At 52.8% G+C, this 25,303-nt stretch carries 15 protein-coding genes; 10 read left to right on the top strand and 5 right to left on the bottom strand.

All coding sequences use genetic code 11. The annotated features are described in order from the left end of the window. Positions 1–39 precede the first annotated feature (39 nt). The gene (locus PJE062_RS17335; RefSeq protein ID WP_008550774.1) at positions 40–1,659 is read left to right on the top strand and encodes a hypothetical protein; all 1,620 of its coding nucleotides are present in this window, start codon (positions 40–42) and stop codon (positions 1,657–1,659) included. A 12-nt stretch (positions 1,660–1,671) separates the two neighbouring features. Here the strand turns inward: PJE062_RS17335 and PJE062_RS17340 are convergent, their stop codons facing one another. Then, the gene (locus tag PJE062_RS17340; RefSeq protein WP_008551194.1) at positions 1,672–2,265 is read right to left on the bottom strand and encodes a TetR/AcrR family transcriptional regulator; all 594 of its coding nucleotides are present in this window, start codon (positions 2,263–2,265) and stop codon (positions 1,672–1,674) included. 168 nt (positions 2,266–2,433) lie between these two features. Here PJE062_RS17340 and PJE062_RS17345 point away from each other — a divergent pair, with 168 nt between their 5' ends. The 8 genes from PJE062_RS17345 (at position 2,434) to PJE062_RS17380 (ending at position 20,274) form a co-directional block, all read left to right on the top strand. Beyond that, complete coding sequence (locus tag PJE062_RS17345; protein ID WP_008550820.1) at positions 2,434–2,796, top strand: hypothetical protein; 363 nt, start codon at positions 2,434–2,436, stop codon at positions 2,794–2,796. Further along, positions 2,793–3,698, top strand: a complete 906-nt coding sequence (locus tag PJE062_RS17350; protein WP_008550868.1) for a phytanoyl-CoA dioxygenase family protein — start codon at positions 2,793–2,795, stop codon at positions 3,696–3,698. The genes PJE062_RS17345 and PJE062_RS17350 overlap by 4 nt, the downstream gene beginning before the upstream one ends. Positions 3,699–3,702: 4 nt before the next feature. After that, positions 3,703–4,035, top strand: a complete 333-nt coding sequence (locus PJE062_RS17355; protein ID WP_008551142.1) for a DUF962 domain-containing protein — start codon at positions 3,703–3,705, stop codon at positions 4,033–4,035. Positions 4,036–4,201: 166 nt separating this feature from the next. Beyond that, positions 4,202–4,576, top strand: a complete 375-nt coding sequence (locus tag PJE062_RS17360) for a hypothetical protein (protein ID WP_008550855.1) — start codon at positions 4,202–4,204, stop codon at positions 4,574–4,576. A gap of 30 nt (positions 4,577–4,606) precedes the next feature. After that, on the top strand, positions 4,607–5,113 hold the full coding sequence (locus tag PJE062_RS17365) for a GNAT family N-acetyltransferase (RefSeq protein ID WP_008551183.1): 507 nt from the start codon (positions 4,607–4,609) through the stop codon (positions 5,111–5,113). Positions 5,114–5,224: 111 nt separating this feature from the next. Next, entirely contained in the window at positions 5,225–14,386 is a 9,162-nt protein-coding gene (locus PJE062_RS17370; protein WP_008551040.1) for a DUF6603 domain-containing protein, read from the top strand. A gap of 27 nt (positions 14,387–14,413) precedes the next feature. Continuing rightward, entirely contained in the window at positions 14,414–16,525 is a 2,112-nt protein-coding gene (locus tag PJE062_RS17375; protein WP_008551077.1) for a hypothetical protein, read from the top strand. Continuing rightward, on the top strand, positions 16,522–20,274 hold the full coding sequence (locus PJE062_RS17380) for a hypothetical protein (RefSeq protein WP_037037508.1): 3,753 nt from the start codon (positions 16,522–16,524) through the stop codon (positions 20,272–20,274). The genes PJE062_RS17375 and PJE062_RS17380 overlap by 4 nt, the downstream gene beginning before the upstream one ends. A gap of 157 nt (positions 20,275–20,431) precedes the next feature. Here the strand turns inward: PJE062_RS17380 and PJE062_RS17385 are convergent, their stop codons facing one another. Further along, entirely contained in the window at positions 20,432–21,205 is a 774-nt protein-coding gene (locus tag PJE062_RS17385) for a glycosyltransferase family 2 protein (RefSeq protein ID WP_008550919.1), read from the bottom strand. 109 nt (positions 21,206–21,314) lie between these two features. On the opposite strand from PJE062_RS17385, the gene PJE062_RS17390 reads away from it, so the two are divergent. Next, complete coding sequence (locus PJE062_RS17390) at positions 21,315–22,082, top strand: hypothetical protein (protein ID WP_008551032.1); 768 nt, start codon at positions 21,315–21,317, stop codon at positions 22,080–22,082. 21 nt (positions 22,083–22,103) lie between these two features. On the opposite strand, the gene PJE062_RS17395 is transcribed toward PJE062_RS17390, so the two are convergent. From PJE062_RS17395 to pseI, 3 genes are read right to left on the bottom strand one after another with little or no spacing between them, the layout of a single operon-like run. After that, entirely contained in the window at positions 22,104–22,583 is a 480-nt protein-coding gene (locus PJE062_RS17395) for a GNAT family N-acetyltransferase (RefSeq protein ID WP_037037512.1), read from the bottom strand. An 18-nt stretch (positions 22,584–22,601) separates the two neighbouring features. Further along, entirely contained in the window at positions 22,602–23,993 is a 1,392-nt protein-coding gene (locus tag PJE062_RS17400; RefSeq protein WP_037037515.1) for a hypothetical protein, read from the bottom strand. Positions 23,994–24,034: 41 nt separating this feature from the next. After that, positions 24,035–25,084, bottom strand: a complete 1,050-nt coding sequence (gene pseI / locus PJE062_RS17405; protein WP_008551021.1) for a pseudaminic acid synthase — start codon at positions 25,082–25,084, stop codon at positions 24,035–24,037. Positions 25,085–25,303 lie beyond the last annotated feature (219 nt).

Here is a 25,303-nt window from a genome sequence, read left to right on the forward strand (position 1 = left end):
TGAAAAGCCAAAGTATGCGCAGTCGTTTGGAGCATCTCGATGCCGAAGTCTAACCTCACCCCTGAGCAGGAACAGTGGACTGAACTGGTCCTCAAGCACTTGAACTTGAAGAACGTGGATGAGGTGCAACTGGACGAGAGCAATGCGGGCCACACGCAGCCCAACGAGGTCAATCCGGGCAAACGCGCTGCCCGCCGCGCACGTGTGCTGGTTTCCAAAGACAGCCCCGCTGCCTATCAGCAGCAGGCTGAGCAAGCGGCAGAGCAGTTCAAAGCTGAGATCACGCAACTCTCCAACCGGTATCAGACACTGGCCACCAACGCCCAGAAGCTGGACGCGCAGGCCCGTAAGCAACTGGTCACCAAAGAGCACATCGATGCGTTTAAGGTGCAGGTTGAGAAGATCAGCAACACCTTCAAGCAGTTCAATAAGAACTTTTCCGGCCAGCAGCGCCCAGATGCGGGAACCATCAGCCTGCTGAAAACCTTGCTGGACAAGGTTCAGTACCACATCAGCGAAGGCAAAAAGGTTCTGCAGCAGGGCTGTAAACATGCGGACGAGATGATCGCCAAGGAAATGCCAGCAGTTGAGGCCTACAAGAACACCGTTGAAGACACCTACGAACACCGCGATGAATTGGTGCAGTGGGGTGTTGAGACAGCCGCCTTCGACAAGGCGCACCGTATCGCCAACCTTCCCCTTCTTCGTATGCAAAAGGCAATTGCGGATCACAGCTATCCGGGCCTGAAGTTCATGCTTGGCAAGATTAAAGGCAAGAAGGAAGGCTTCGTCAAAGCCTATGAGGATGCCAAGGAGCAGATTGAGAAGAACCGGGAAGATGCGCAGCAGCGGCTGGATAAAACCCTCGCCGATGCCACCGCGTTGAACAAGCGGTCCTCAGAACTGGAGCATGCTCCAGAGGCACTCGCCCAGTTTACCTCTGCTTTTGACAAGGTGGCCGCTGCCACGCCAAAGGGCCTGCAAGCGCTTTCCGGCGGAGATTATCAAGGTGCCATCGCAGTGGTGCATGAAAATGAAAGTGCGCTGTTTGATATGCAGCAGATCTGGTTTGCCAGTGCCTCAACATCTGAAGACGAAGCAGATGGCCCAGTTGAAAAGGGCAAGCCCATCCCCACACGCAAGAAGATCGAGAACCTGCGCAATGCTTTGGATCAGGCGTATGAGCGGCTGCCTTTCATCAAAGACTGTCTGCCCAATGCGCATCAGTATGAAGCAGAGTGCAAGTCTTTGAAGACATTGCTCACCTCAGCTCAGTCTGATCTGATTTCCGGCAGGGTTGAAGAAGCGGAAGAAAAGGTGCTCCCACTTAGGAAAATCCGCTTCCAGCTCTACAGCATGACCCACAAGGCCAAGGGGCAGCTGGAGTGGGTTGAAAAACAGCTCATTCAGCTGAAAGACGAAGCAAAGTCCTGGCTGGATCAGCACAAAGACCTCAAGCTCATCAGCCAGTCCGATGAGAACGCCAAGCAAAGCTTTGATGCCTATGTGAAAGAAGCGGATGTGGTGAAAGGCCACTTCGACAATGCGCAAGGCCACCTTGAGAACGGCAAGGCCATTCAGGCGCAAAAATCCGTCGATGAAGGCACCAACAGCCTGAAACGCCTTATCTCACACGCCACCGATATCGAGCTGGATTAGGCCCCTCTTCCCCTAAGGCTGCAGAAGTTTTTTGATGCTTTTTGCGAGGGCCTGCTTGGTTTCTTCGCCGCTGACTTTGTCGGTCATCAGCCAGCGGGTGAGCAGGCGGTGGGCCATTCCCATGATGGCCTGCCCTAGCAGCTCAGCGGATGTTTCATCCCAGACGGTTCCTTCACTCTGGCCATCTGCGATGATGCGGGTGGTTTCATCATGCAAAGCAACGTGCGTGAACTGGGTTTGCCCCATCCAATAGGCCTGCGGAATGTTCAGAAACACGATGCGGGCGATGCTTGGGTTGGCGAAATAGAACTCGCACCAGATATCCAGAAAGGTAAGGCATTTATCGACCGTGCTCTCAGCCTCTCGGGCTGCCTGCATTGCCTCTGCATAGAGGTTTTCAAGATCCCCTTTGATGCAGGCGTAGAGCATCTCTTCCTTGTTGCCAAAGTACTTGTAAACCGTTTGTGGGCTCACACGCGCCTGCTGGCAGATCTGCCGGATTCCCACATCCTGATACATTCCGGAGGAGAAGATCTCCAGAATGGTTTTGCGAAGTGTTTCAAGCGCTTCCGGCTTTATTGTTCTGCGGTCTACTTCCACGGTCATTCTTATTGGCTCCCCCCAACTTCTCCCATTGTATCCGTTTTTCATTTGTCTCCTAGCCGCCTTGTCCGAAGATGTACCGAAAAACACTCCGGATTTGATCGAGATCAATTAACTTGACACATCAACAAGACTCGGTAACGATGTTTCCACAATTTGGGAGGGAGAACTTTGGGGGAGTTTCAAACTTATCTGCCAATTTACGCAATTGTTCTCGCAGCAATACTCTGCGTGGGCGAAACACTCATTTTGGTCAGAACCAACAAATATTGGCCGCTATCCATTGATGACTATCTGGCTTGCGGCGCGCTCATCATTTCTGCTTTGATTTTTGAAAGTGCAGCCGGCGTTGTTCTTATGCTTTGCGCATGGGCGTTCATGACCGGCAATCTTTACGCCATGCTGTTTACGCGATTGGACCCGCACACCGGCACACGCGAACGCATACCGGCACTTTCGGTTCTTCTTGGCGCAGCTTCACTCGGTCTTGTTGCAACCTTCGCAACGCTTATTTCAAGGATGGTTCCAGCATGACATTGACAGACACCGCCAACACAATCGACACAGGCCAATACCAAAGCGAGGGATTTTTATTCCCAATCAAGGTTTTGGGATCAGACGACGCCATCCGCATGCGTGCAGAGCTGGAGGCCATTGAGAAGCTTCAAGGCCATCCGCTCGACAAGGCCCAGTGCAACAAATCCTACCTCTTGTATGACTGGGCGGACGAGTTGGTGCACCATCCGGTTATTCTGGATGCGGTTGAACAGCTGATCGGCCCGGACATTCTGTGCCTGATGACCAACCTGTTCACTAAGGAAGCGGGCAGCAAATCCTACGTCTCCATGCATCAGGATGCAGCGTATTGGGGGGTGGACGCGGACGATGTGGTCACCGCCTGGGTTGCGCTCAGCCCTGCGACGGCTCAGTCTGGCGTGATGAAGGTGGAACCGGGCAGCCATAAATCCATCCGCACGCAAATCAACACCTACGCCAAAGACAACCTGCTCACCCGCGGACAGGAAATTCCGGTTGAAGAGCTGGAACCGGAACGTCAGATCTATATGGAGCTGAAGCCCGGAGAGATGTCTTTGCATCACTTCCAGCTGGTGCATGGCTCTGACGCCAACACAACGGATGACCGGCGTATCGGCTTTGCCATTCGCTATGTGGCAGCCAAAAGCAATGTGCGGGCCGACAACCAGTCCGCTTTGCTGGTGCGCGGCCAAAACCACACCAACATCACCATGGAACAGCGCGGCAAAGGCCAGAGCCCGACACAGCGCTACCGCGAGCACGCTCGCGCCATGCGTAGATTGGTCAGGTCTATGCTTCTTCCGGAAAAAGAGGCAGGATTGGGAGAACGCGCGCGATTGTTCATCACGCGTCAGGCCGCAGTGCTGCTAACGTACTATCGGCAGATTAAGGGGGGATAATGCAATGAGTGAAGCCAACAACAGCCATAACCAGCAGTTTGGCAGTTTCAAAGAGTTCTATCCGTTTTATCTGGCAGAGCACCAGAACGTGGTCAGCCGCCGTTTGCACTTCACCGGAACGGCTCTTGTGCTTGGGCTGGTCGCCTACATCATCACCTTCAGCCTCTGGACGTGGCTGCTCGCCGTGCCCGTGGTTGGCTATGGCTTTGCATGGATTGGGCATTTCTTTTTTGAAAAGAACAAACCAGCCACATTCAAGTTCCCGTTCTACAGCCTTCTCGGCGATTTCGTGATGTTCTTCGACATCCTGCGCGGCAAGGTTTCCATCCTCCGGTGAAGTCACTGCACCTTCTTTGGGGCGGAGGGAAGGTGCGTAAAGATGACGGCAGTAACTTTCGGATCATGGCGAAACCCTGAGGGTAAAGCCAGCAGATCTTGGTGATTGTGTTGGTCATGTCAGCAACTCAAAATGCTCATGTGACCAATACAAACTTGAGTCTGCGATGAAAAACCTATGCCTTGCTGCTTCACTTCTGCTTGCCTCATACAGCGTCGCAACTGCGGGAATGACCTCTGACCTCAACGCAGCAATCGCCAACATGTGCGAGAAGCTGAAGGCTTGCGCTTTTGAGCAGATGGGCATTGATGCATCCTCAAAACAGCATCCCACAGCAACGGCCATTAACAACAGCGTCAATCAGGCGTGCGCCGTGATCAAAGCCGACTTTGCCAGTGAGGCCACCTCCAACGCGCAGAAGAGACAGGCGATTGCCTGCGTTTCATCGGTGACGAGGAAGACCTGCGGCGAACTCAGCCAACCCAACGCCCAAAGCCCCAAAGCCTGCAAAGGCTTCCAAAGCTTCAACCGCGCCAACTAGACGAGCGCCAATAGACCTTTCCTGATTGCCATGGTCTTCTCTCAAGCCACTTCACCCACTTTGACCATCAAGCCAGCAACTGCTGAAGACGTAAAGCCCCTTTCTGCAGTTGGGCTGGCAGCCTGGCGCAAAGGCATCAAACCGCTTGTGCCCGCTCACATCGCGAAGGAGTTTGAGGTCAGCAATCCCTTCCTGCCTTTCCTGAAAGCATGCCATGCACATGTGCTGGTCGCGCAGATCGGCAATCAACTCGCAGGCTTTGGCGCCAGAGAACACGCTGACAACCGCATCACGGACCTCTGGATCGCTCCCACCTTCGAAGGCCAGGGCCTCGGCACCGTCCTCCTGCGTTCACTAGAAGCCCAAATCACCAACTCCCACGCACTCATCACCGTCACCGCCCAAAACACAAGAGCCCTCACCCTCTACCAGCACCTCGGCTACTACGAATACCACCGCGAACTCCGCTATAACGCGATACTCAAGACGAATTTCGAGAAGGTTGATATGCGGAAGGTGTTGAGAGGTGGCAGTTAAAGCCTTCATTAACCGCGTTCTTTCTTGATACGCAGCCTCCTTCACGCAGGTCTTCGCTACCCGTCTCCCTCACAGACTTGAATGCAACTCAAGATGTGAGGAACAGGCGCCGTGAGCATAACAATAAACGGAAAAGACCTAGACGCTGCCACACTGGAACTGGCCCTATTAACCGGCCTACTCACCCCATCTGAAGACGGCTCTTCAGAGTACACGCTGGTGGAGGATTGGTTTTCTGATCCGATCTCATATCTGGCAGATGGCCTGAAAAGTCCTGACAGCAACCTTCCGGCACTCATCAAAGAACTGATCGGTTCACGCAGCGGCGCAACACTCAACATTCCCGCAGCCTCCACCGATAGCCTCGGCACCTGGTACCCTTTGCTTCAGGAAACCGACACAGAAGCGACAGCCAATGGCTCCGGTCCTTATCTGATCTCCAGACCTGCTCCGGATGGGGGGCTCACCTACGGTTTGGGCTTCCAGACTGTTCAAACCCTCTCCGGTGATCTTCAGGCTAGGATTTGGGGCATTCTCCCGATTGTTATCGTCAACAACACCCCCCAAGTCGCTCTGACCAACGCTGGTGAGAGCATCCTGCTGGGTGTTGAGATCGCCAGTTCGTCAGGACCCGTCGTTGAGGTTGCAGGCTTCTCCCTGGACGGACTGCGCATGAGCGTGACGATGGCGCCTGCTAAAACAACTGGCTCTCCCGTCAGCATCAGCCTAGAAATCCTGCAGCTGAAGATCCCTGGAGAAGCAAAAGCTAGCGATGTAGATCTCTCCGATTTTCAGGCTGTTTCCAACGATGAGATCATGGGCGCTGTGCGTGGATTGCTCATAGCAGCACTCGCACAGATCATGCCCGCAGATTCACCTGAGATCTCCCTGCTCTTCCCTGCCATCGGTTTTGGTGGTCAGGTTGCAGATATTGGTGAAGTCCCAGCCATCGACTGGCTGTCTCTTCTTGAGAACAGCGAGGATCTGACCAAGCCCTTTGTTGACTGGCTGCAGCAAATTGCCAGTGATACCACGGCCCTCAATGCCTGGGGCACTGCATTAACCGGCTTGATTACCGGCACGGTTGCCCAAGCTTCCGGCGATGGAACGCAAACAGCTCCCTATCAGTTTGCTCTGAAAACCATCGGTAGTGTTGGGACGCTTTATCTGACACTTCAGGCAAGCACGAACAGCGATGGTTCTACGCATCTCCTGCCCGGTCTTGCGTTTGATGCTGATGCGGTGACACTCGGAACATCAGAGGCCCAACTGGTTCCCTCTGCCTCCCTCACCTTTGTTGATCTCGGTTTCAACAGTGGCGCGCTTTCGGTTGCTCCTGCCCCGTTTGTTGCACAGCTCACGCTTGAGAACAAAACCGAAGGCACAGACCTTGTCAGCACCACATATGATGGCAAGGCCTTTTCTGTTGGGTCAGTCGAGCTCGGGATCGAACTCACGCCTTCGGGCGACAGCGTAAATCTGTTGCCGAAGTTTGAACTCGTTTCCGTGGAAATTGCAGGCTCTTCACACGCATCTCTCAACCTATTGCAACCGGAAAAGGTTGCAAGTGTCGTTGCAAGTGATCTGGCCTCTGCGGTGAGCGAGAAACTGCAGGATCTGCTCGGCAACACAACAGGCACTCCGGGCTTTGCTCTTTCTGTCCTGATCGGACTTGCAGCCCCTACGACCAGCGACTGGACGCAGGATCTCGCCCCTCCTCTCAGTCCGGATGAGTTTGCTAAGAACATCACCGACCCATTGGGTGCGCTTCAGAAGTGGTATTACGCAGTCCTGAGCGCCGACCAGCCGATTTCTGGGGCAACACCTGCACAGTGGATCGCGCAGATGATTGCAACGCTGATGACCAACGGCTCGCAATCTGTCTCAACCTCCTCAGCTGCAGGAACTGCACAGGATCCATGGCTCTTCCCGCTGATGGGGTCGCAGGTCAAAGCCTATCTTCGTGCTTACATGGACAACACCAATCTGGTTGTTGGACTTCAGGTTGGCGCAGATTTCAACCTGGGAGCATACACACCGCTGGATATCTCCCTCGGTGCAGACCTCCTGACACTTGAGACCTCCAGCGCAGATCAAGTGCTGTCCGGTGCAAGCGCCTTTAGTGCGCTGGACTTCAAAGTCTCACTGCCAGATGGCGTCACCACCTCTGCCGTCTCTGGAATTACCCTCGACATCACGGGTGCAGATGCGCAGGTCGGCTGGTCCGCAACAAATGGATTTGGCTGGCAGATCAATGTGGCGCAATCCCAGTTGAAAGACGGTGACACCGTCATCGCCACTGGCAGTAACCTGACGTTTAAGCAAGGTGAATCTTGGGAGGATAAGCTATCTGGTGCTGGTGCGACCACCTTTGCACCTTTGCTGGCCGGGATCACAGGTCTTGCACTGCTGCGAACCGGAACACGAGCAGGCTTGCTGCTCGATGGCTGGCTCGGCCTGCTTGGCAATGCAACCGCACAAAACATGCCCGCCGGGATCACGTGGCCTGCAGATATGCCGCGCGTTGGCGCTGATATCCTTACCAACCCGCTGGACGCCGTAAATCGCCAGATTAACGACCTGCTGTCCAACGAAACGCAGGCTCAGGCCGCCCTCTCCCTGCTTGGCTGGGCTTTGGGAGATGATACGACCGCACCTCAAATCTCCGCTGCTAGCAATGGTGATCCCTATCTGGTGCCATTACCGACCTCGACCGGGATTAACCTCGCGGTCTGGGACAAAGAGGAGGCCGGAGATGGTGTCATCATCGGTCTACAGCGCTCCTTTTCACCAGATACGCTTGGAGATGTTGTTGTCTCCGTTGAGGCCTCAGCAGAGCTTTACTCCAGCTCAACCTCAACTGATACTCATACCCCGTCTGTCACGCTCCTTGCTGATCTGACTGGCGCCAATGGAGATCTCATTCAGGGTCTTCTGAGCTCCGCGCAAATCGGTCTCACTCTGGTGCTCACATCAGCCGGACCGGCCATGGCCCCTATTCTGTCAGTTACACCGGCTGACGGAAGTGACCCGATCAGAATTGACTTTGACAATCCGGCAACGGGCCTTTCTGCAGCGCACAGCGAAGTGTTGCTGTCTATGCTGAACAAAGGCGTTGCGGCACTTGTTGAAGCCTACAGCGACAATGAAACCCTCTCCAAACTGGGATCGCTGCTGGAAACAGCGGGTCTTGCAGTTTTGGTAGATGGCAAGTTCGCTCTGAACGCTCAGGCATGGCTGCAGCTCACTGCAGCTCCAACAGAGTTCTTCAAGGAAGCAGGAGATTATCTGCTTGCACAGGTTGAACAACGAGATGACCTGATCAATCTCATCAAGTCCGTTTCCGGATTGGACTGGCCGACCATTCCTGAGGAACTGCTCGCCGTTATGGCTGCACTGGATCTGATCACCTCCAAGGAGGATGGCTACCTTCCGGTTCCAAACTCCATTTTGGCTTTGATCTCTGATCCGGCAGGTTTCCTGCCAACCCAACTCTCTGCACTGATGGAGAGCGAGGAAAAGCGGGCTGCCCTTGCAGCGGCCTTTGGTCAGTCCAAAGCCACGGCAAGTTTTGGCCCTGTGAACCTGACTGTCCTGAATGCAAACGACTTTAAGCTGGAACTTTCCAACCCGATCTCATTTGGTTCGTCACTCCAGCTGGATGCCTCCGTTGACTTCAATCTGACCAGTGAGAGCTTAACAGCCGCGCTGGACCTGACCGCACCGCAGATTGGAAGTGGCCTTACCCTTGCGCTTACCGGCACCAACTTTAAGAGCGCAGATCTTTCGGCAGCCATCACTCTTGGCTCATCTGACGGATCATTGCACCCAGTCGAAGTCGCGCTCTACCCGTTTGATGCAGACACCCTGTTGCAGGACCTGGAAAAAACCGTACCGGCAATGTTGCTGGGCCGTGTGGTAGCCGACGCTTTAAGTACCGTTCTGGGCGATCATCCGGTTGCGATGGGCGTTGCCAATGCTCTTAGCCTTACTCGAACTGGAGAGGGTGGCAGCACTGAAATCACCCTGCCTCTGCAGTTCATTGATAATCCCGGTGACTGGTTGCTGGAAAAGACAGAAATGGGCCTCGATGGCGCCTTCAGTATTGAAGGACTGAGCCGCTTGTTCTCACAGCTGCCAGCTGAGGGCACGCCCGGTTCCGGCATTTATCTGAGATCTGCTGATAACAGCATTACGGTTGCTGGCCTGCCCTATAACCTTGAGCTGGTGTTTACCGCTGATGTGGACACCAATCAATTTTCCGTAGCTCCACGCCTGACTGAGAAACTGCAATTATCTGACGATTTTGCAATCTCTGAGCTTTCATTTGGTCTGGCACTCACCCCTGATCTGGTGCCGGTTCCAACAGCTCAGGTGGCACTGTCCGGTTCCATCTCAAGCACAACACCTAAGTTCGAGCTGACCGCAGGGTACGACAATACCTTCAACCTGTCAGTGGGTCAGATGGATGGCCCAACCCTGAGCTTGATCCCCTTCACCGGCTGGATGGAGTTTGCTGAAGAGGTCGCAGCACAAGCCGCGCAAAGCCTCATTACAGAAGCAACGACCCAGCTGTTGGATAAGCTGAAGTCAAGCGGCGCTTCTGATTTCATCACCAAACTGGAAAATGCCGCAGAAGCTCTTCAGATTTCTGAGTTGGTCGATGAACTGATCAACTCGGCAACCGAGGCTGATGAGGGCCAGTCACTGGAAGACATCGCAGTTGATTGGATCAAACAGCGGGTGTCCTCCATCAACGCGTCCGCAACGGCCCAGGCCATCGCCACCTTCCTCTCCAGCGAGTTGGATGGGGTTTCTTCCAAAGACGGTCTGGTCATCTACAAACTGGGTGATGGAGACAAATCCCAAATCTCCTTTGGCAGCGATGGAGATCTGGTTGGCCTTTGGGCAGAAGCAAGCTTTGATGCAGGCTCTGGCATTCAGGTCACTCTGTCAAAAACCGGCATCGGCTACCCAATCGCTACTGGCGGTGACATTGAGTTCGATATGGGGCTGAGTGTTGAAGCTGACCTGTTTGGCAACACAGGCCCGCGTATTGAGCTGGACTGGTCCAACAGCAAAAGCTTCTCTCTCATCTTCAATCCAATTGGTGCAGGTGATGCCTACGCGGTCTACGACGCCAAACTGCTACCGGTGCCTTTCCCCGGAACGGATGGGACAGCAGGTGGCGGTCTGGATGCGTGGCTGGAAGATCTCGCGCTCCATGTTCTGCCACGCTACGCAGCGCTTGGCCTGCTCAATGCAAGCGTTACAAAGACTTGGCTCAACCAGCCACTTCTGGATGGCAAAATCCCTGCGCCTGGCATTGTCTTGAAAGACATCGGTTTGATTACAGAAACGGATGGTCTTTATATGCCAGCCTCTCCGGAGGAGTTAGCAGGCAAAACCGTCAACAACATCATCAGCTCCTTGATCAACACGATCCTTGGCACCCTGACGGCAGGCAGCCCTCTTACTCTGGTTTCCTTGCCAGACAACGGCAAATTGCAGGTCAGCTCCGCCTCCAATGACGGTTCTGAATCCACACCCGAGTACACCCTCTCACTCGTGATACCCAGTATCTCAATCAAAGACAGCGGTGTTGCGCTGCAGCTGGGCAACTCAGAGGCCGGTGACTGGATCAAACAGGCTGGTAAGTCCAACACTGGCGATTATCCAGCGGGTCTTGCCCTGACACTTAGCGTTCCTGATAGTGGTCCAGACTTTGGCTCTATTCAGTTCTCAGCTGCCTATATTGGTGTGTCTTTGAATGGCAAGAACGGCAAGCCGCTCATTGATCTGTCACGCTTTTCCCTCGGCGGTGTCACAGCACAGGGCCTCCTGTCCTTACAGTTTGGGCAGTCCGATCCAGTGCATAGCTATGGAGCTGGTGGAGATCTGGTCGACATTGCCTTCGCGCTCAGCCCAGGTTCAGTTACTGGCTCCGGCTCAAACCCGGTGGCCCACAACCTGCTCGGTTCATCATCATCCAGCGCGCAAGGTGCAAAGCCTGCAGTGAACCCGGCGTTTGATGCAACCTTAGGATGGATCTCTGACGGCACCTTTGGTGCTGCGTTGGAACAGGATGGCAAGCCCGTTTCGGAGATCTATCTGCCCGTTCAGCGCAGTTTCGGTCCATTGCAAGTGGATGGTATCGGAGCAGAATGGGAAGCAGATACCCATAGCCTCGGCATGCTGTTTGATGGCGGCATTGAGACCACAGCCATTACACTGGAAGTGATTGGGCTGGATGTAACTATTCCGATCACGAACCCAACCAACTTCGATGGGTATGGTCTGGATCTTTCCGGTCTTGCGCTGGCCTTCAAAGGTGGCACGGTTTCCCTTTCCGGTGATCTGCTGAAGCAAACCAGTGGCAACATCATCAGCTATGACGGCGAGATCAACGCGTCCACCAGTCTTCTGGGTCTTACGGCAGTTGGCTCTTATGCCCTCATGCCAGCAAATCCAACAGATGGAGAGACACAAGCCACGTCTCTGTTTGTGTTTGGTGATGTGCGCACCGGCGGCGCGCTTGGTGGCCCGCCAGCCTTCTCCATTCAAGGCTTTGCCGGTGGCTTCTCAGTCAACCGTGGCCTGACATTGCCGGATGTGAGTGCAGTTGACAGCTTCCCTCTCATACAGGCGGTCTCTGACCCCACATTCATCGCAGAGGGAAGTTCTCCCGGTCAGGTACTGGCCAAGTTTGATGAGGTCATTCCTCCTCAGATTGGCAACTACTGGGGCGCAGCTGGCATGAATGTCTCCAGCTTTGAGCTGGTGGATACCTTCGCCATGCTCATTGCTAACTTTGGCGCCAGCTTCTCATTTGATGCGATTGGTCTGGCAAAGGCAACCATGCCGCCAAACGCCTCCTTCGATAAGGCTCTGGCCTATATCGAGCTGGGCGTCACCATGAGCTTTGATCCTTCTGACGGTGAGTTTGCACTCACAGGTCAGCTCTCTCCAAGCTCGTTCCTGCTCTCTCATGACTGTCATTTGACAGGCGGTTTTGCGGTCAGAGCGTGGTTTGGCGACAATGAGAATGCCGGTGATTTTGTCATCACTCTGGGCGGATACTCACCTGCCTTCACACCGCCGGATTACTATCCAGCTGTACCACGGGTTGGCTTTGACTGGCGCATCAATGATGACACCTCCATCACCGGAGGCACGTACTTTGCCCTCACTCCAAGTGCCATCATGGCCGGTGCTGATCTGAGTGCTCAGTTCCATTCCGGTGAGCTCCACGCCTGGTTTGATGCAGGCGCGGACTTCCTGATCAGCTGGGCGCCGTTCTACTACAACATTGATGTGCACGTGGATGTTGGTGTCTCCTACACCATCGACTACTGGATCGGCTCCTCAACCTTCTCAGCCTCTCTGGGAGCGGGGTTGAACCTTTATGGCCCACAAACCGGTGGTTCGGTCTATGTGGACTGGGTGATCATCTCCTTCTCCATTCCATTTGGAGATGGCGGTTCGAACAGTCAGGCAGCCTTGTCGTGGGATGCATTTGCGCAAAAATTCCTGCCCAAGAATGCTCAGAAAAATGACGAGATCGTTCCACTGAGTGCCGCTGTTCAGGCCGGTCAGGTGTCAGGTGCTGCGGCCAACACGGTGCAGGCCAAGACTGCTGAGTTCAAGGTCACCTCGGCCATTCCGGCAACCTCCGCCACGTTCGCGAACACCTCCAAGACCTTCGCTGGTACTGCTTCTATCGGAGTGAAGCCCGTGGGTTGGAAGGACAGCGTGGATACGGAGCTGACTGTCTCCATCACATCGGCAGAGGGAACAGAAGAAGCAACAGGTTTCACTGTGGAGACGATCACCAATGGTGTGCCGTCTGCCCTCTGGTCTGATGGCGACTCTGATGCAGTCATCAAAGACGCCATTGTTGGACTGACCATCGGTACCACTGAGACTCAACCAACCGGCGGCATCGGCCCGATCACCATGAGTTCGGCTTACAAACCTACCTGCGCACAAAGCTCAGATGCGCCGCTGCCATTTGCGGATATTCCGCAGGTCAACGGCGATCAGCCGGAAGCACAGGACAATGCGTTTGATGTCATCCAGTCGACCATCGCATCGACCAGTGTTGAGCAAACCAGATCCGCAATCAGCGCTGCACTGAATAGTGTGAACCTGACGGCCATCGACAATCCAGATCTGAGCATCATGAAGGAGTATGCCGATCAGATCATGATTGCGCCTCCACAGCTAGCCACCATCGGCACTTACGTGGACACACCGCCGGTGGCCTCCAGCACGCCTCCGGCAATTGCCCAGCCTTCCCCCGATACCTCTGGCACATCGGAGGTCATGGAGATGGCTGAAGAAAGCAGTGTGGATCTGATCGCCTATGGCAGCCTGCGGGAACTGCGCGGAGTTACGGAGGCTCATGAAGGCCTGCCGTCCAGAAAACGCACCCGCTGGACATGGCGCAGTCTGTCACCGTTCCACTACAGGAAGCCTGAGGTCTCCGCAGAGCCAGGTCGTGCCTATCTCTTCCAGGCTTCAAAGAGCACAACACCACTGCGCCTCGATCTCAGCAAGTTCAATGGCGTGTCGCTCAGAGTTGTCGCACTGGATCGGGCTGGCCGTGTTCTGCTTGAAACGGACACCTGCGATCAGACTGTGACCCTGCCTACCAAAACGTACCGCGTGGCGGTGTTCTGTGAAGCTGGGCGGGACAACGTTCCCTTCCACCTTGATGGCTGGATGATCGATCAGAAGCTGATGCTGGCCGGAGATGGTCGCTTGATCGGCGAAGGTTGCACGGTCTTCACCCGCGGAGCCTTTGAGCAAACCACTCGGTTCAAGCCCGGTACCGTTCTTATGAAAAATGTCATCGACGCAGACGTGCTGGAACACGTGAATGGCACAAGCATCGAAGGCACCCTTGAGACGTGCTTCCCGAGCGGCGCACGGTCCATCGCGATCACGGTTGGAGCTGGTGAGGTGTCTGAGCAAGACATCCTAATCAAACACGGCACTCAGGTTGGCGGCTGGAAACCGGCCACACCTTCACAAACGCTCGATCTGGGTGATGCGAAAGTCTTCTTCTTTGAAGGCACAACTGATCAGCCGGTGCGTCTACGTACAACAGCAAGCCCGACCATCAAGGGCGTGTTTGCCAGCACCCAGTCTCCGTCAGAGCTCAAAGCCACCTGGTCCAGGCAGACCCTCGGTTCATTCGCCGCTCCTGTCACAGGTAAGGCGATGAGCAAAGCAGCAGGCCAGATCACGCTGGCGCGCAGCGCTGACTAGAACCAGACGAAGAGAAGGAATTTTCCCATGCAAGAACAAGACTCCAACACCTTGTCTGGCCTGACTGCTGGACAAGTTGAGATCTACGACAAGGATGTACCAGCCCTTCCATCGGGCAACTACACTCTGACAGTTGATCAAGCCGTGAAGCAGGATGGAACCTGTGCTGTCAGCTCGTCAAACGACGATCAGTGTAGAGCCTACTCCACGTCGCTGGATTTTTCTGTCACAGGCCCCAAGCTCTCCATGAGCACAGATCAGGTGGTGGAGGTCTTTCCTCCATCCCGATCTCCCGGCGCCTGGCAGGAAACACTGCCCTACATCACGCTCAGCTCTCCTACTCTGCCGTGGGAGAGTGAACTCACCGTGCCAAATACAGAACCAGCGGAACATGCACCGTGGCTGGCGCTTGTGGTGTTGACCGAGGACGAACTCGGCGGATCTGGTCAGCCTGTTACCTCAGGCACTGTCGCCACACTCATCACCCCATCCTCAGCGGACATTCTGGCGCCTGTTATCTCTCCTGCCCCGACCACCCAGGAGCAGGAAGAGAAGATCCAGATGCTCGACATTCCGAGAGATGTGTTTACGGCCAACATGCCCTCTGCAGCGGATATGAAGCTTCTTGCTCATGTGCGCAGAACAAGCACTGATGATGGCACCGCAACTGGAGAAGCTGGTACAGAAACCTACTCTGTCATCGTCGCAAACCGGCTCCCTCAAACCGGCAAGAACAACTCTGTCTTCCTGATCAGCCTTGAAGGTCTTGGTGATTACTTGCCAGGTGGTAGCCAGAGCATTGCGCAGGCCAAAACCGCTGTACGGGTTGCTGTGCTGTATTCCTGGCAAATGGGCACAGTCACAGACACCGGTGATTTTTGCTCGGACTTTCAGGAGATCTCTGAAAACGGCAGTACCGGCATGCTCAAGATTGACAGTGCTCTTGAGGGGCAAGCTGGGACAATTCTGGAGCAGGGCTTTGTCCCTCTCACCTGGAACATGCGTTCTGGCGAAACCATGACAGCATGGTATCGCGGACCTTTTGCCCCCGTTGCCACAAAAGAAGATTTGATTGCACCGCCGCAAACCTCCGGCATCCTGCCTGCTGTTTTGCATAGTGATCAGCTGCTGCGGTACAATCAGTCAAACGGCATCTTTGACGTTTCTTACGCCGCAGCCTTTGAGGTTGGCCGCCTGCTGGCGCTGTCATCGCCCTCTTACCTGACGCAGATTGCTGGCTGGCGTTCAGATGCAGTCAGTCAAGCGCTGGACCTCACCAACAACGCATATAGTGAGGCACGGGATTATCTCAGTTCTGGTGGAGCAACCTCTTCTGAGAGCACACCTCCTCCTCCTCCTCCGGTCAGCATTCAAAACTGGCTTGCCCGTCAGGCGCAGCTTACCGGCCTGCCATTTTCCCATCTGGTTCCGAATGCGAGCTTACTGGAAGCTGAGCAATTGCGTTTCTTCATCGTGGACCAGAACTGGATCTACTACTTCCTCATGGGTGCGTTGAGCGTTGGGATTTTGGAAGACAGCTCCCTCGCCCATCATCAGGGCAGCGCGCACACCACTGTTACGCAGGCCATGACACAGGCGAACAATGGAGAAGGTTGGGTTGAGCCCATCACAGGATACCTGCTTCGCTCCAAACTCGTCACTGACTTTCCAAAGATGACCGTTTCAGCAAAAGCTGCCGACAATAATCCTCTTGTCTGCCTGCAAAAGCAGAACCTTTCCAGCTCAGTTGCCTTTGGCATGTTTTATGGTGTCCCGAAGAGTGTCAGCTTCACTCAACCAGAACAACATTTGCAGTTCGGGATTTTCTCTCACAACGACGGATATGTGATCCCCGCCCGCTACATTTCCGGCTCCAATGCCGGAAGTCAGATTCCCGGTGAAAGCACCAATGCTGACGACGTTGCTGTGTCCATGCGCACAGGCAGCACAGGCGTGGTGAGTGTGGACGCAACCGCCCGGCAGTTGGCTGCAGTCATCGCAGCAAACGACAGCATATTGCAAGACACTTCAGACCTGACATCCGGTCAGTTTGCTATTCAGCTGATCAAGCCTGCTGGCAGTTTCACCTTCAGCTGGTCCTCAACTTCCCAGAATAACACCAATGGAGAAGCAGCATGACGTACAATGAAACCGCAGTCTCTCCCGTGGTAAGCGGACCACGCATGATTGTTCCGATGCAGATGGATTGTTTGCTGGTCGGCACGCCCAACCAAAAGGTAAACTGGGCCAAGCTGGGCTTGAACTATGACGACCTGCTGAGCGGCAAATCTGCCATCACAACTGAAGTTTCTCCAAATTACGCTTTGGAAACAGGTGCGCACCTGCACTTCACCGTGCCTAAAGCACTACGCCATGGCACGCAAAACGAAGAAGGGATGATGAGCTATCCGGACTTGCCTAACCGTTGGCTGGTCACGCGCATTCTCTCGACATCTTCGGCAGCAAAGCCTGAGTTGACCTCCTGGATCATCGAAAGTGACTATCTGAGTGAGGTCACACCACAAACGGACGCACAATGGCTGCTCAACACAGCTGCCAACTCAAAAGATGCCCCTCAGCTCGTGGCCAAAGGTCTGGGCCGCGCGATGCCCCTGGCTGAATGGAATGCCGACCCGCTTTCCAATACCGCTGACATTACCGCCAGTGCCCCCGGTTCCATCCGGTGGGCAGCAGCTTACAGCGGCACACAAAACGTACTCTCCTTCCATGATCCACTGACAAACTATGATGCTGAAAGCGTAACCGTAGGCTACATGGTGATTGGTTGGTACCAGCCAGTCACGCAGGACCCGTTCGCCGGTGTTTCCCAAAAGTCCACTGCAGAGGATGCAGAAGCACTTTGGCAGCAGATCATGACCGAGTTTGCCTGGACACTTTCAGGCGGCGAGACAGAGGCTAAACAGGACTGGGAAAAGTGGCTTGCTGCAGAATACCCTTCCTCAGCAACCACGGAATGGATCTACCCCAGCCAGATGCTGTGCAACAGCGTCTACCTAAATCTGCCGTGGCAGGGCAAAGACCATGACTACACTCCAGGGTCTTCCGGGGTCACGGATCTGGCTTTGTCTGTCGGGCAAAGCTCCAGCCAGGCTTTGGCAGCATTGCTTGCAGCAAACACGGCAAGCGAAACAACGGCCTCAACAGCAGTTACAAACACTCAGAAGAATGACCTCCTGACGTCCGTATTCGGCAATTTTCCAGCCGATACGTACAGCAGCACCGTCAACTTTGATACCACGGCTCAGGCCACCACCTTCTCTCCCAAACCCGGAGGAAGCCAGTGGGTTGTTCGCCCAGCCAATGCAAACAATGCAGCTGCCGGCACATTGCCTGCAAGCAGCTCCGCCATTTCCGTAAATCTTACTGATGATCAGGTCTCGCTTCTGATTCAGCTCAACCAGTCACAGGCAGAGGTCGACCAGATCTCTGAGTACATTGCCGACCTGAACTGGCGGATTTTTGCGGTTGCCTACCTTGAAGAGCAAGCAAAAACAGCCGACAGCAATGGGTTTGACGCAACCCCTTACACAACTGCTTTGGCTGCCTTTAAGTCTGAAGTGGATGATCAAAACATCAAACTTACAAACGCAACCAAGTCCGTAAATGATCTCAAAGGTCAGTTGGAAACCAGCGTTGGTTCCACATTTCAGGTTTTGCAAAGTCCGCTTTCGCAGTTCATGTCTCCCAATGATCCGGCAGTGATTGTTGCAGGCAAAGGGATCGCAGGCCAGACCTTAACCACCGCAGCTTCAGCAACCCAGAAAACCATGCTGGAGGTGCGGGTAACCGGAGAAACTCTGAGCAAGTTCACATTCTCCTGGACATCGGATTATAGCAGTAATCCCATCTCTGGAAGTGTGTCAGCATCAACCTTGTTTAGTGACCTCGGGATTGCCAGTTCCTCGCTTCTTCCCGTTGAGTATCAATGGCTTCTGGCAGAAGCGATCCTGCTCAATCCAGGCAATGCTCAATACATTGCAAGCTTAATTGCAAGTGAAGCTGGACAAGAGCTTACGGCCAGCGAGCTGGAAACATTCGGCAATGCGATCATCACCGCACTGCAGTCTATTTATCCAACCAGCGGCAGCGATGAAGATCACGATCCGGTTTCCATTGCCCCCCAGTACTTTACGGGTGTCGCCCCTTCTGTGGTTGGTGTGAGCCTGTCTTACTCAGCACCATGGATCCCCTTGGTTCTGGATTGGAAAGCAAACTGGTACCCGGACACCTCTCAGTCTCTGGGGTCTACAGGCAGCGGCCCGTTTGAGCTGAGCGGCCAGACAATCCTGAATGGCACCGCTTTTAGTGTCTTTTCGGCCAGACTACAAAACTTCATCAAGCCCTCACCGCAGTTCAGCAAGCTGACCGCGGAGGAGCAGTCATTCCTAACTGATGCAGAAGCAACGGGCACTGGCTTTGATGTGCTCATCCAGACCATGAGTGGCTTTGAAGAGGCATTTTTGAGCCGCAAGCAGGAAATGTCCATGCTTACCTCTGATGATGCTGTCATTCGGCAGGCAATCCTCTCTGCGTCCTCTGCCGTTCCAACAGATACGGAACTGTATGCACCATTAAGAGCCGGGCGTTTTGAGTTTACCGGCGTTTACATCGCAGACGCCTTTGGTCAGGTTCTGAACGTGATTAATGATGGCGAGACGACCAATCCGACAGTGACAATACCACCGGCACTGCACTCAGATTCCGGCGCGAACTTTGCCGCATTGGAGCCAGCTCTGGCGCAACCGGCAAAGCTTGATCTCACACTGATGAGTGCGGCAACCTTTAACGGCTCAGAGGAGACCTCAGTCTCCGTCCCTGTCAACTCCGCCAGTGCCTCTACCCCAATCATCGGCTGGCTTCTGCCAAACCGGTTGGAACAGTCCATGATGGTGTTCGAAGCTGATGGCACTCCCGCTGGCACAGTGCGGTCCATCTACTCTGAAAACAGCGCTGGTTTGCGTTGGGAAAGTGCCCCCGGACAGCCGATCTCTCTGGGAACGCCTCCAACAGTTCAAAACCCACTGTTTGAAGAGATGCTGACCGGCTTGCTGGCAACCCAGCTCTCAGAAAGTGATGCTGCTCTGGAAGGGTTGTTGCAGCTTGCAGCACTCAACAGCTGGGCCATGAGCGCAAAAGGCGGTCAGCCGCTGAATGGCAATCTGCAGGAAATGCTCGGAACCCCTATCGCCGTGGTCAGCGCCAGATTGGCACTGACACAGCAAGGCCCGCTGATTTTGGACCCCGTTGATCTCACCGAGACCAGCTTGCCGTCATCTCCCGTACAAGGGTATCAGACAACCTGTTCCATTGGCGACTTTGAACTGGCAGCCTCCGGTGTTCTGGGCAGCTATGTCAACGGCGACTTCAGCCAGCTGATCACAGCAAAGAACTATCAGCAGGAACTGACAAATGCCTCCGCAGAGTCGGTGAAGCAAACACTGACCCGATCAACACCTGAGACGACGGGAACCTACATCAACTCCGGTGCGGATATTCCCATCACAGTGAGCAGCACACAGGCGCCCGCATATGTTGATCTGGTCCTGCTGGTTGATCCACGCGGCCAGATCCCCGTGACATCCACATTGCTTCCTGCAAACTGGGCTCAGCTCACCCCGCAAATGATCGCTCCTGCCCTGCAGAACATGTCTGCCAACTTCCGGGTTGGCCCTATCCTGACACCTGCAGATGCAATCAGCCTACCACTGCCCGGCGGTACACAGGGACAGTGGCAGTGGGTGGAGGTCAAAGGCACAGGCTGGGAGGTGACTTCCCATTTGCTCACCCCGGACACCAGCCCACAACTCGGAACCGCCCCCGCCGTCATCCGGGACGGCTGGCTCTCAATGCCAGGAGTAGAAAAGTAGCCACACCAAGTGAGGCTCCGGCCTCACTCGCACCACTGCTGAAAAATTGTAGCCCTGACAGCTGGACTTTACCTAGCAACGCAAAAACACCCCAAAAAACGCAAAGCAACGCACATTTAAGCGTAGCTTTGGTTGCGGAGTGATTTTCCCAATAATATCAGTGCGTTTTCTGCTTTTCGAGCATTTTTAGGATGCGGGAGAAGCGGGAGAAGGATTGGGTTGCGGCGAAGGCAAAGCCCTTCCATCCGGCAAAGATGAAGCGGCGCACGAACAGGTACTTGAACATCTCCACCGGCAGCTCGGTCACCAGCCGCAGGCGCAGCAACCAGGCCGGCTTCTGCTTCTGGGTCTCAGCCGCCAGCTCAGAGGTGTAGTTCAGCTTGCTCAGCGCATGGGCCCAGGTGCGGAACGAGTAATGGTACTGGCGATTGCGCAGGATGCCCATCTTGTAACCATCATCCAGCTGCATGCGGTCATAGGACGGGTCCAGCTTGATGCGGGCATGCTTGAGATTGTAAAGCCGGGGTACCTTGCGGAAATCGGCAAAAAGCCGCGGTTTCTGATCTCCCGGCAACACCATGGTGTTGCGCACAAGATAGCAAGCGCAATCCGGTTCGCCAGCAGCAAACATCTGTGTCAGTTCTTGTCTGAGTTCCGGGGTCACGACCTCATCGGCGTCAATGTAAAACACCCAGTCAAAGGCGCACTGGGTTTCTCCAAAGCTGCGCTGCGGGCCAAACCCTTTCCATGGGTTGTAAACCACCTTGGCTCCATGAGATTTTGCAATGGCTACGGTGTCATCGGTGGAGCCGGAATCAATCACAATGATTTCCTGCCCAAGCTCTTTGACACTTTCCAGTGTTCTTCCAATACGATCAGCTTCATTGAAGCTGCGGATTAGGATAGAAATCGGTGGCAATTGCTGTGACATTTGCGGGGCCATATTTACCAGTTACGCTTGAGCTGTAATTAAGGGGTCACGTGGATTTAATCAAGCCTGCTGCATATGGTATGAGTGCGGCAAAAAAAGGAAACAGGACTTGAAACAAGCAAATAACGCGGCAGGCGCCGAGAAGGATGTCACGTCCTGCATCACCAGTTGTGGCCGGCTTGATCTTCTCTCGCGCACGCTGGACAGCTTCCTGCCGGACCATCAGTCAGAGTTTGCAAAATCCATCATTATTGATGATGCCAACACCGCAGAAATTCAAAGCTGGGTTGCTGAGAACTATCCGGATACCGAAGTTCTGCTGAACCAGCCACAGCTCGGACAGATGAAGTCCATCGACAAGATGTACGCGCATGTGAGCACACCTTTTATCTTCCATGGTGAGGATGACTGGCTGTTTGAAGCTGGCAGCACCATTGCAGCGTGTAAGGCGGTAATGGCAGCTGAACCCAAAGTCAGCGTTGTTTGTGTGCGCAAACTCTCCGATTTGCAGCAAAGGTTTCAGGACAACTGCATCCGCAAGGAAGTGGACGGTGTCAAATACGCAGTGATGCCAGTGGACATTCACCCGGAATGGCTGAGCTTTTCCTTCAACCCAGGTCTGGTGCGCAAGGAGTTGTGGGACACCTATGGCCCTTATGAGCAATATGGCACAGAAGAACGCATTTCCATGATCATGAAAAAGGATGGCTGGATGGTTGCATTTCTGGACCCTGGTGCCTGCCATCACATTGGCGGCGGTGCTCATGTGGACGACCCCTACCAGCCCAAACGCGCCAACACCATCACCTCCCGCCTAAAACGCTCCATCCGAAAACGCTGGCATCGGATACTCAGAAAATATGGTTATGATGTGTGAAGGATAAAGTAGGTGATTAATCTATGCCTCTCGATGCTTGCGTAAGCAATAATTCAGGAATGGAGGGCTGGATGTTTCGAGTTCAAAATCTAATGAACGGAAAAGTCTAATTGAAGCCAAGTTCATTTCATGAATGCTCGCAAGAATTTCAGTGTACCCTTTGGACATGATATAATCACATGATACTTCTAGACTTGGACGCGATAGCTTTTTACCTTTTGCATTGCCAGCCATGCAAATACTGACAGTAGCAGATGTATCTTCTAAATCGAAACGTATGTGGGCGATAGGATCACCTTCAAGCTCAGCTATTAAAAGGTAGCGATCTTCGTCGTTAAGTGCTTTTCTAAACCATCCGATATGCTTCTCATAAGGTACATACTCTGCATTACCGTAGAATTTATAAGCATCATCTAGATTACGCCATTGCCAGATGCTAAGCGCGTCGCTTAAGCTTGCTGCTCTTAAAGCTATACCTTTAATTTTATGCAAATATTTCATGCTTACGCTCAATACTAATTAAGCCGTATTATGTACTTGCATAGCTGAGCTTCCAATTTGCTTTTCATAAGCAAATTCATTGACTGCTATTGCAACTGCTTTAGCATTTTCAGATGCATCAAAATTCTCCACAAGCGGAATGTATGCGTCATCTACAACGCCATGGCGTAAGTACTGACCAAGCCACCTAACACCGTCATTGAAACTCCTACGGTCAAAGGAAAATTTCTCAATTTTTTCAAAACTAAAGTCTGAGTTCCATTCGAAGGCACCTGGTATTGCCCGGTACCAAGCAGATCCAAATGTAATGACAGGCTTCTTCATTTGCAAAGCTTCCCATCCGGCCGTACCGGTTATCGTCGCAATGCCCATTGCCCCCTCTATCAGATGAAAGCTATTTACATCACGCTTTAAGTACTTCACCCTCGGGAAAGTTCGCATACGTTTGTAAAAGCTATCTTCCCTCATTTGCCCACTCTGCTTTGGATTTTCTTTTACATAAACAAATATGTCATCTGGCAGTTTCCGAATAAGTTCTTCAATCGCAAGTAACTGATCACAATACTCGTGTCCAAGTGTATCGGTTGTCATCTCAGGCTGAAGGTGTAAAGGAAAGTAAATATACTTCTCTCCCTCTTTGACATTGTCATAGTCGAAGGTATTCATTATCTGACCTACCCTCCGGTTTTGATCCAGTTTGAACAAGCTCTTTTTGAATGATCTTTTTCTAAAACCCATTAGGTAAGGAATAAAGTTAATGACCGTTTTCGAAATATGCTTGGATAAAAACTTAACCCGATCGAGTAGTGGGTTACCTTTTATTCCTGACATATAAAAGGGCAATTTAGGTTCTTCAGTTATCGGAATAGTAATTCCATCCGTAGCAACACCTGTATCAAAAGCGCCAAAGTCTTTGAAATCTGTCATTATCCAAAAAGCATTTGGAACCAAAGATTGAGTAAGAAGAATATTTTCTAAACCCATTTCTTTAGCTACGTAGTATAGAATAATATGGGGACCTTCGTGAGGTAGATTTGAAGAAATAACGTGTGTTATTTTATTTCTTTTTATGAGTGAGTAAAAGAAATGAATCATGCTATCAAGAAGATTTACAGTATCCATCCATGTATCTACTCGTTCAAAATTATACCAATACATCCGATCTTGCATTCGAACAAAATAGGGGTAAGCTTGTTCTCTAACTCTTCGAGCAAGCTCCGGATCCATGTCGTGGGCGAAAACACCAGGTAAGTTGCAAAGAGTAAAGTCTTTCCAAGAGTATGTCTCGACGCCTTCAGGTCTAGCTAGTTTGTGCTTTTTTTCGACAACTTGAATCCAAGCACCAATTTCACAACCCTGGCTTTTGAAGCCTTCAAACATAGTTGCGTCAAATCCAGCAAGAAGATACATCAGATATTCCCTATTTTCTTCTTATACTTTTTTAAAATAAGTTATGAAAAAAGTTTCCAAGACAACGGAGTGCCGCGACTAATACTTTCAGTAGCTTTACGTCCTAAAACCTTCGATAACTCTTTAGGTGCTAAGCCATTTCCTGGCCTAATTGATCTAACATTATCTTCGGTAAAGGCTTCACCAACTGCGATATCTTTGGTGACATAGAGCGAACGGCGAAATGTTTTGTTGCCTTCTTCTGCGCTTTTGATTTCATAGTTGATCTTGCCCAGTGCTTGCCATGCCATTTTACAGTCATCTACAAGCATTTTGAATTCATCAGGCTCTAAAGAGAAGGCTGCATCAGGCCCTCCATCCGCCCGTTTGAGCGTCATATGCTTTTCGATGACAGAAGCACCTAGAGCGGTAGCTGCTACGCTCACCGGAGTACCCCGAGTATGATCAGATAAACCGGTAAGGACATCAAATGTTTGTCCTAAATGCGGCATCGTGAGCAGATTACTGTTGTCGGCAGGCGCCGGATAAGAGGAAATACAATGCAACACCACGAAATCCGACACACCAGCATTTCTAACTGCTGTAATCGCTTCATGAATTTCACCGAGATTGGCCAAGCCTGTTGATAGAATCATCGGTTTGCCCGCGCTCGCTACCTTCTCGATCAAAGGAATATCAACTAGTTCGAAGGAAGCAATTTTGTAAGCCGGCGCATTAAGAGACATGAGAAGATCGACGGCCGTTGGATCAAATGGGGAGGAGAAGATGGCTATTCCCAGGTCAGATGCCTTTTGGAATAAGCGCTCATGCCAGCTCCAAGGAGTGTGAGCTTCATTGTAAAGCTCATAAAGAGTACGACCATCCCATAGCCCACCATTAATCTTAAATTCGGGGCTATCATGATCAATTGTGATGGTGTCTGCTGTGTAGGTCTGCAGTTTGACTGCGTCAGCACCAGCTTCTTTGGCTGCCTCAATCAAAGCATAGGCTCGGCCAATATCTCCATTATGATTACCTGACATTTCAGCAATCATGTATGGAGCATGTTGTGGACCAATTTTTCTGCCCGCGATTTCGATAGAGTTTGCCATAGAACTACCAACTTTACTGATCTTTAGTGCGCATTTATAACATTGGACCGCGAAAGTCGATGCCTTTCGAAAGCCGAAGATCCAAACACTTTTCCAATTAGAACCTACTAACCGCTGATAGAAGCTGCTCTTGCTAACTTCACGCATTTTTGCCCAGAGAATAACTTAGTTCAATGCGCAAATACGTCTTTCTTTCTTTGCTAAATATCCTTATGTAAA

The sequence above is a fragment of the Pseudovibrio sp. JE062 genome (assembly GCF_000156235.1).
Lineage (GTDB): Bacteria > Pseudomonadota > Alphaproteobacteria > Rhizobiales > Stappiaceae > Pseudovibrio.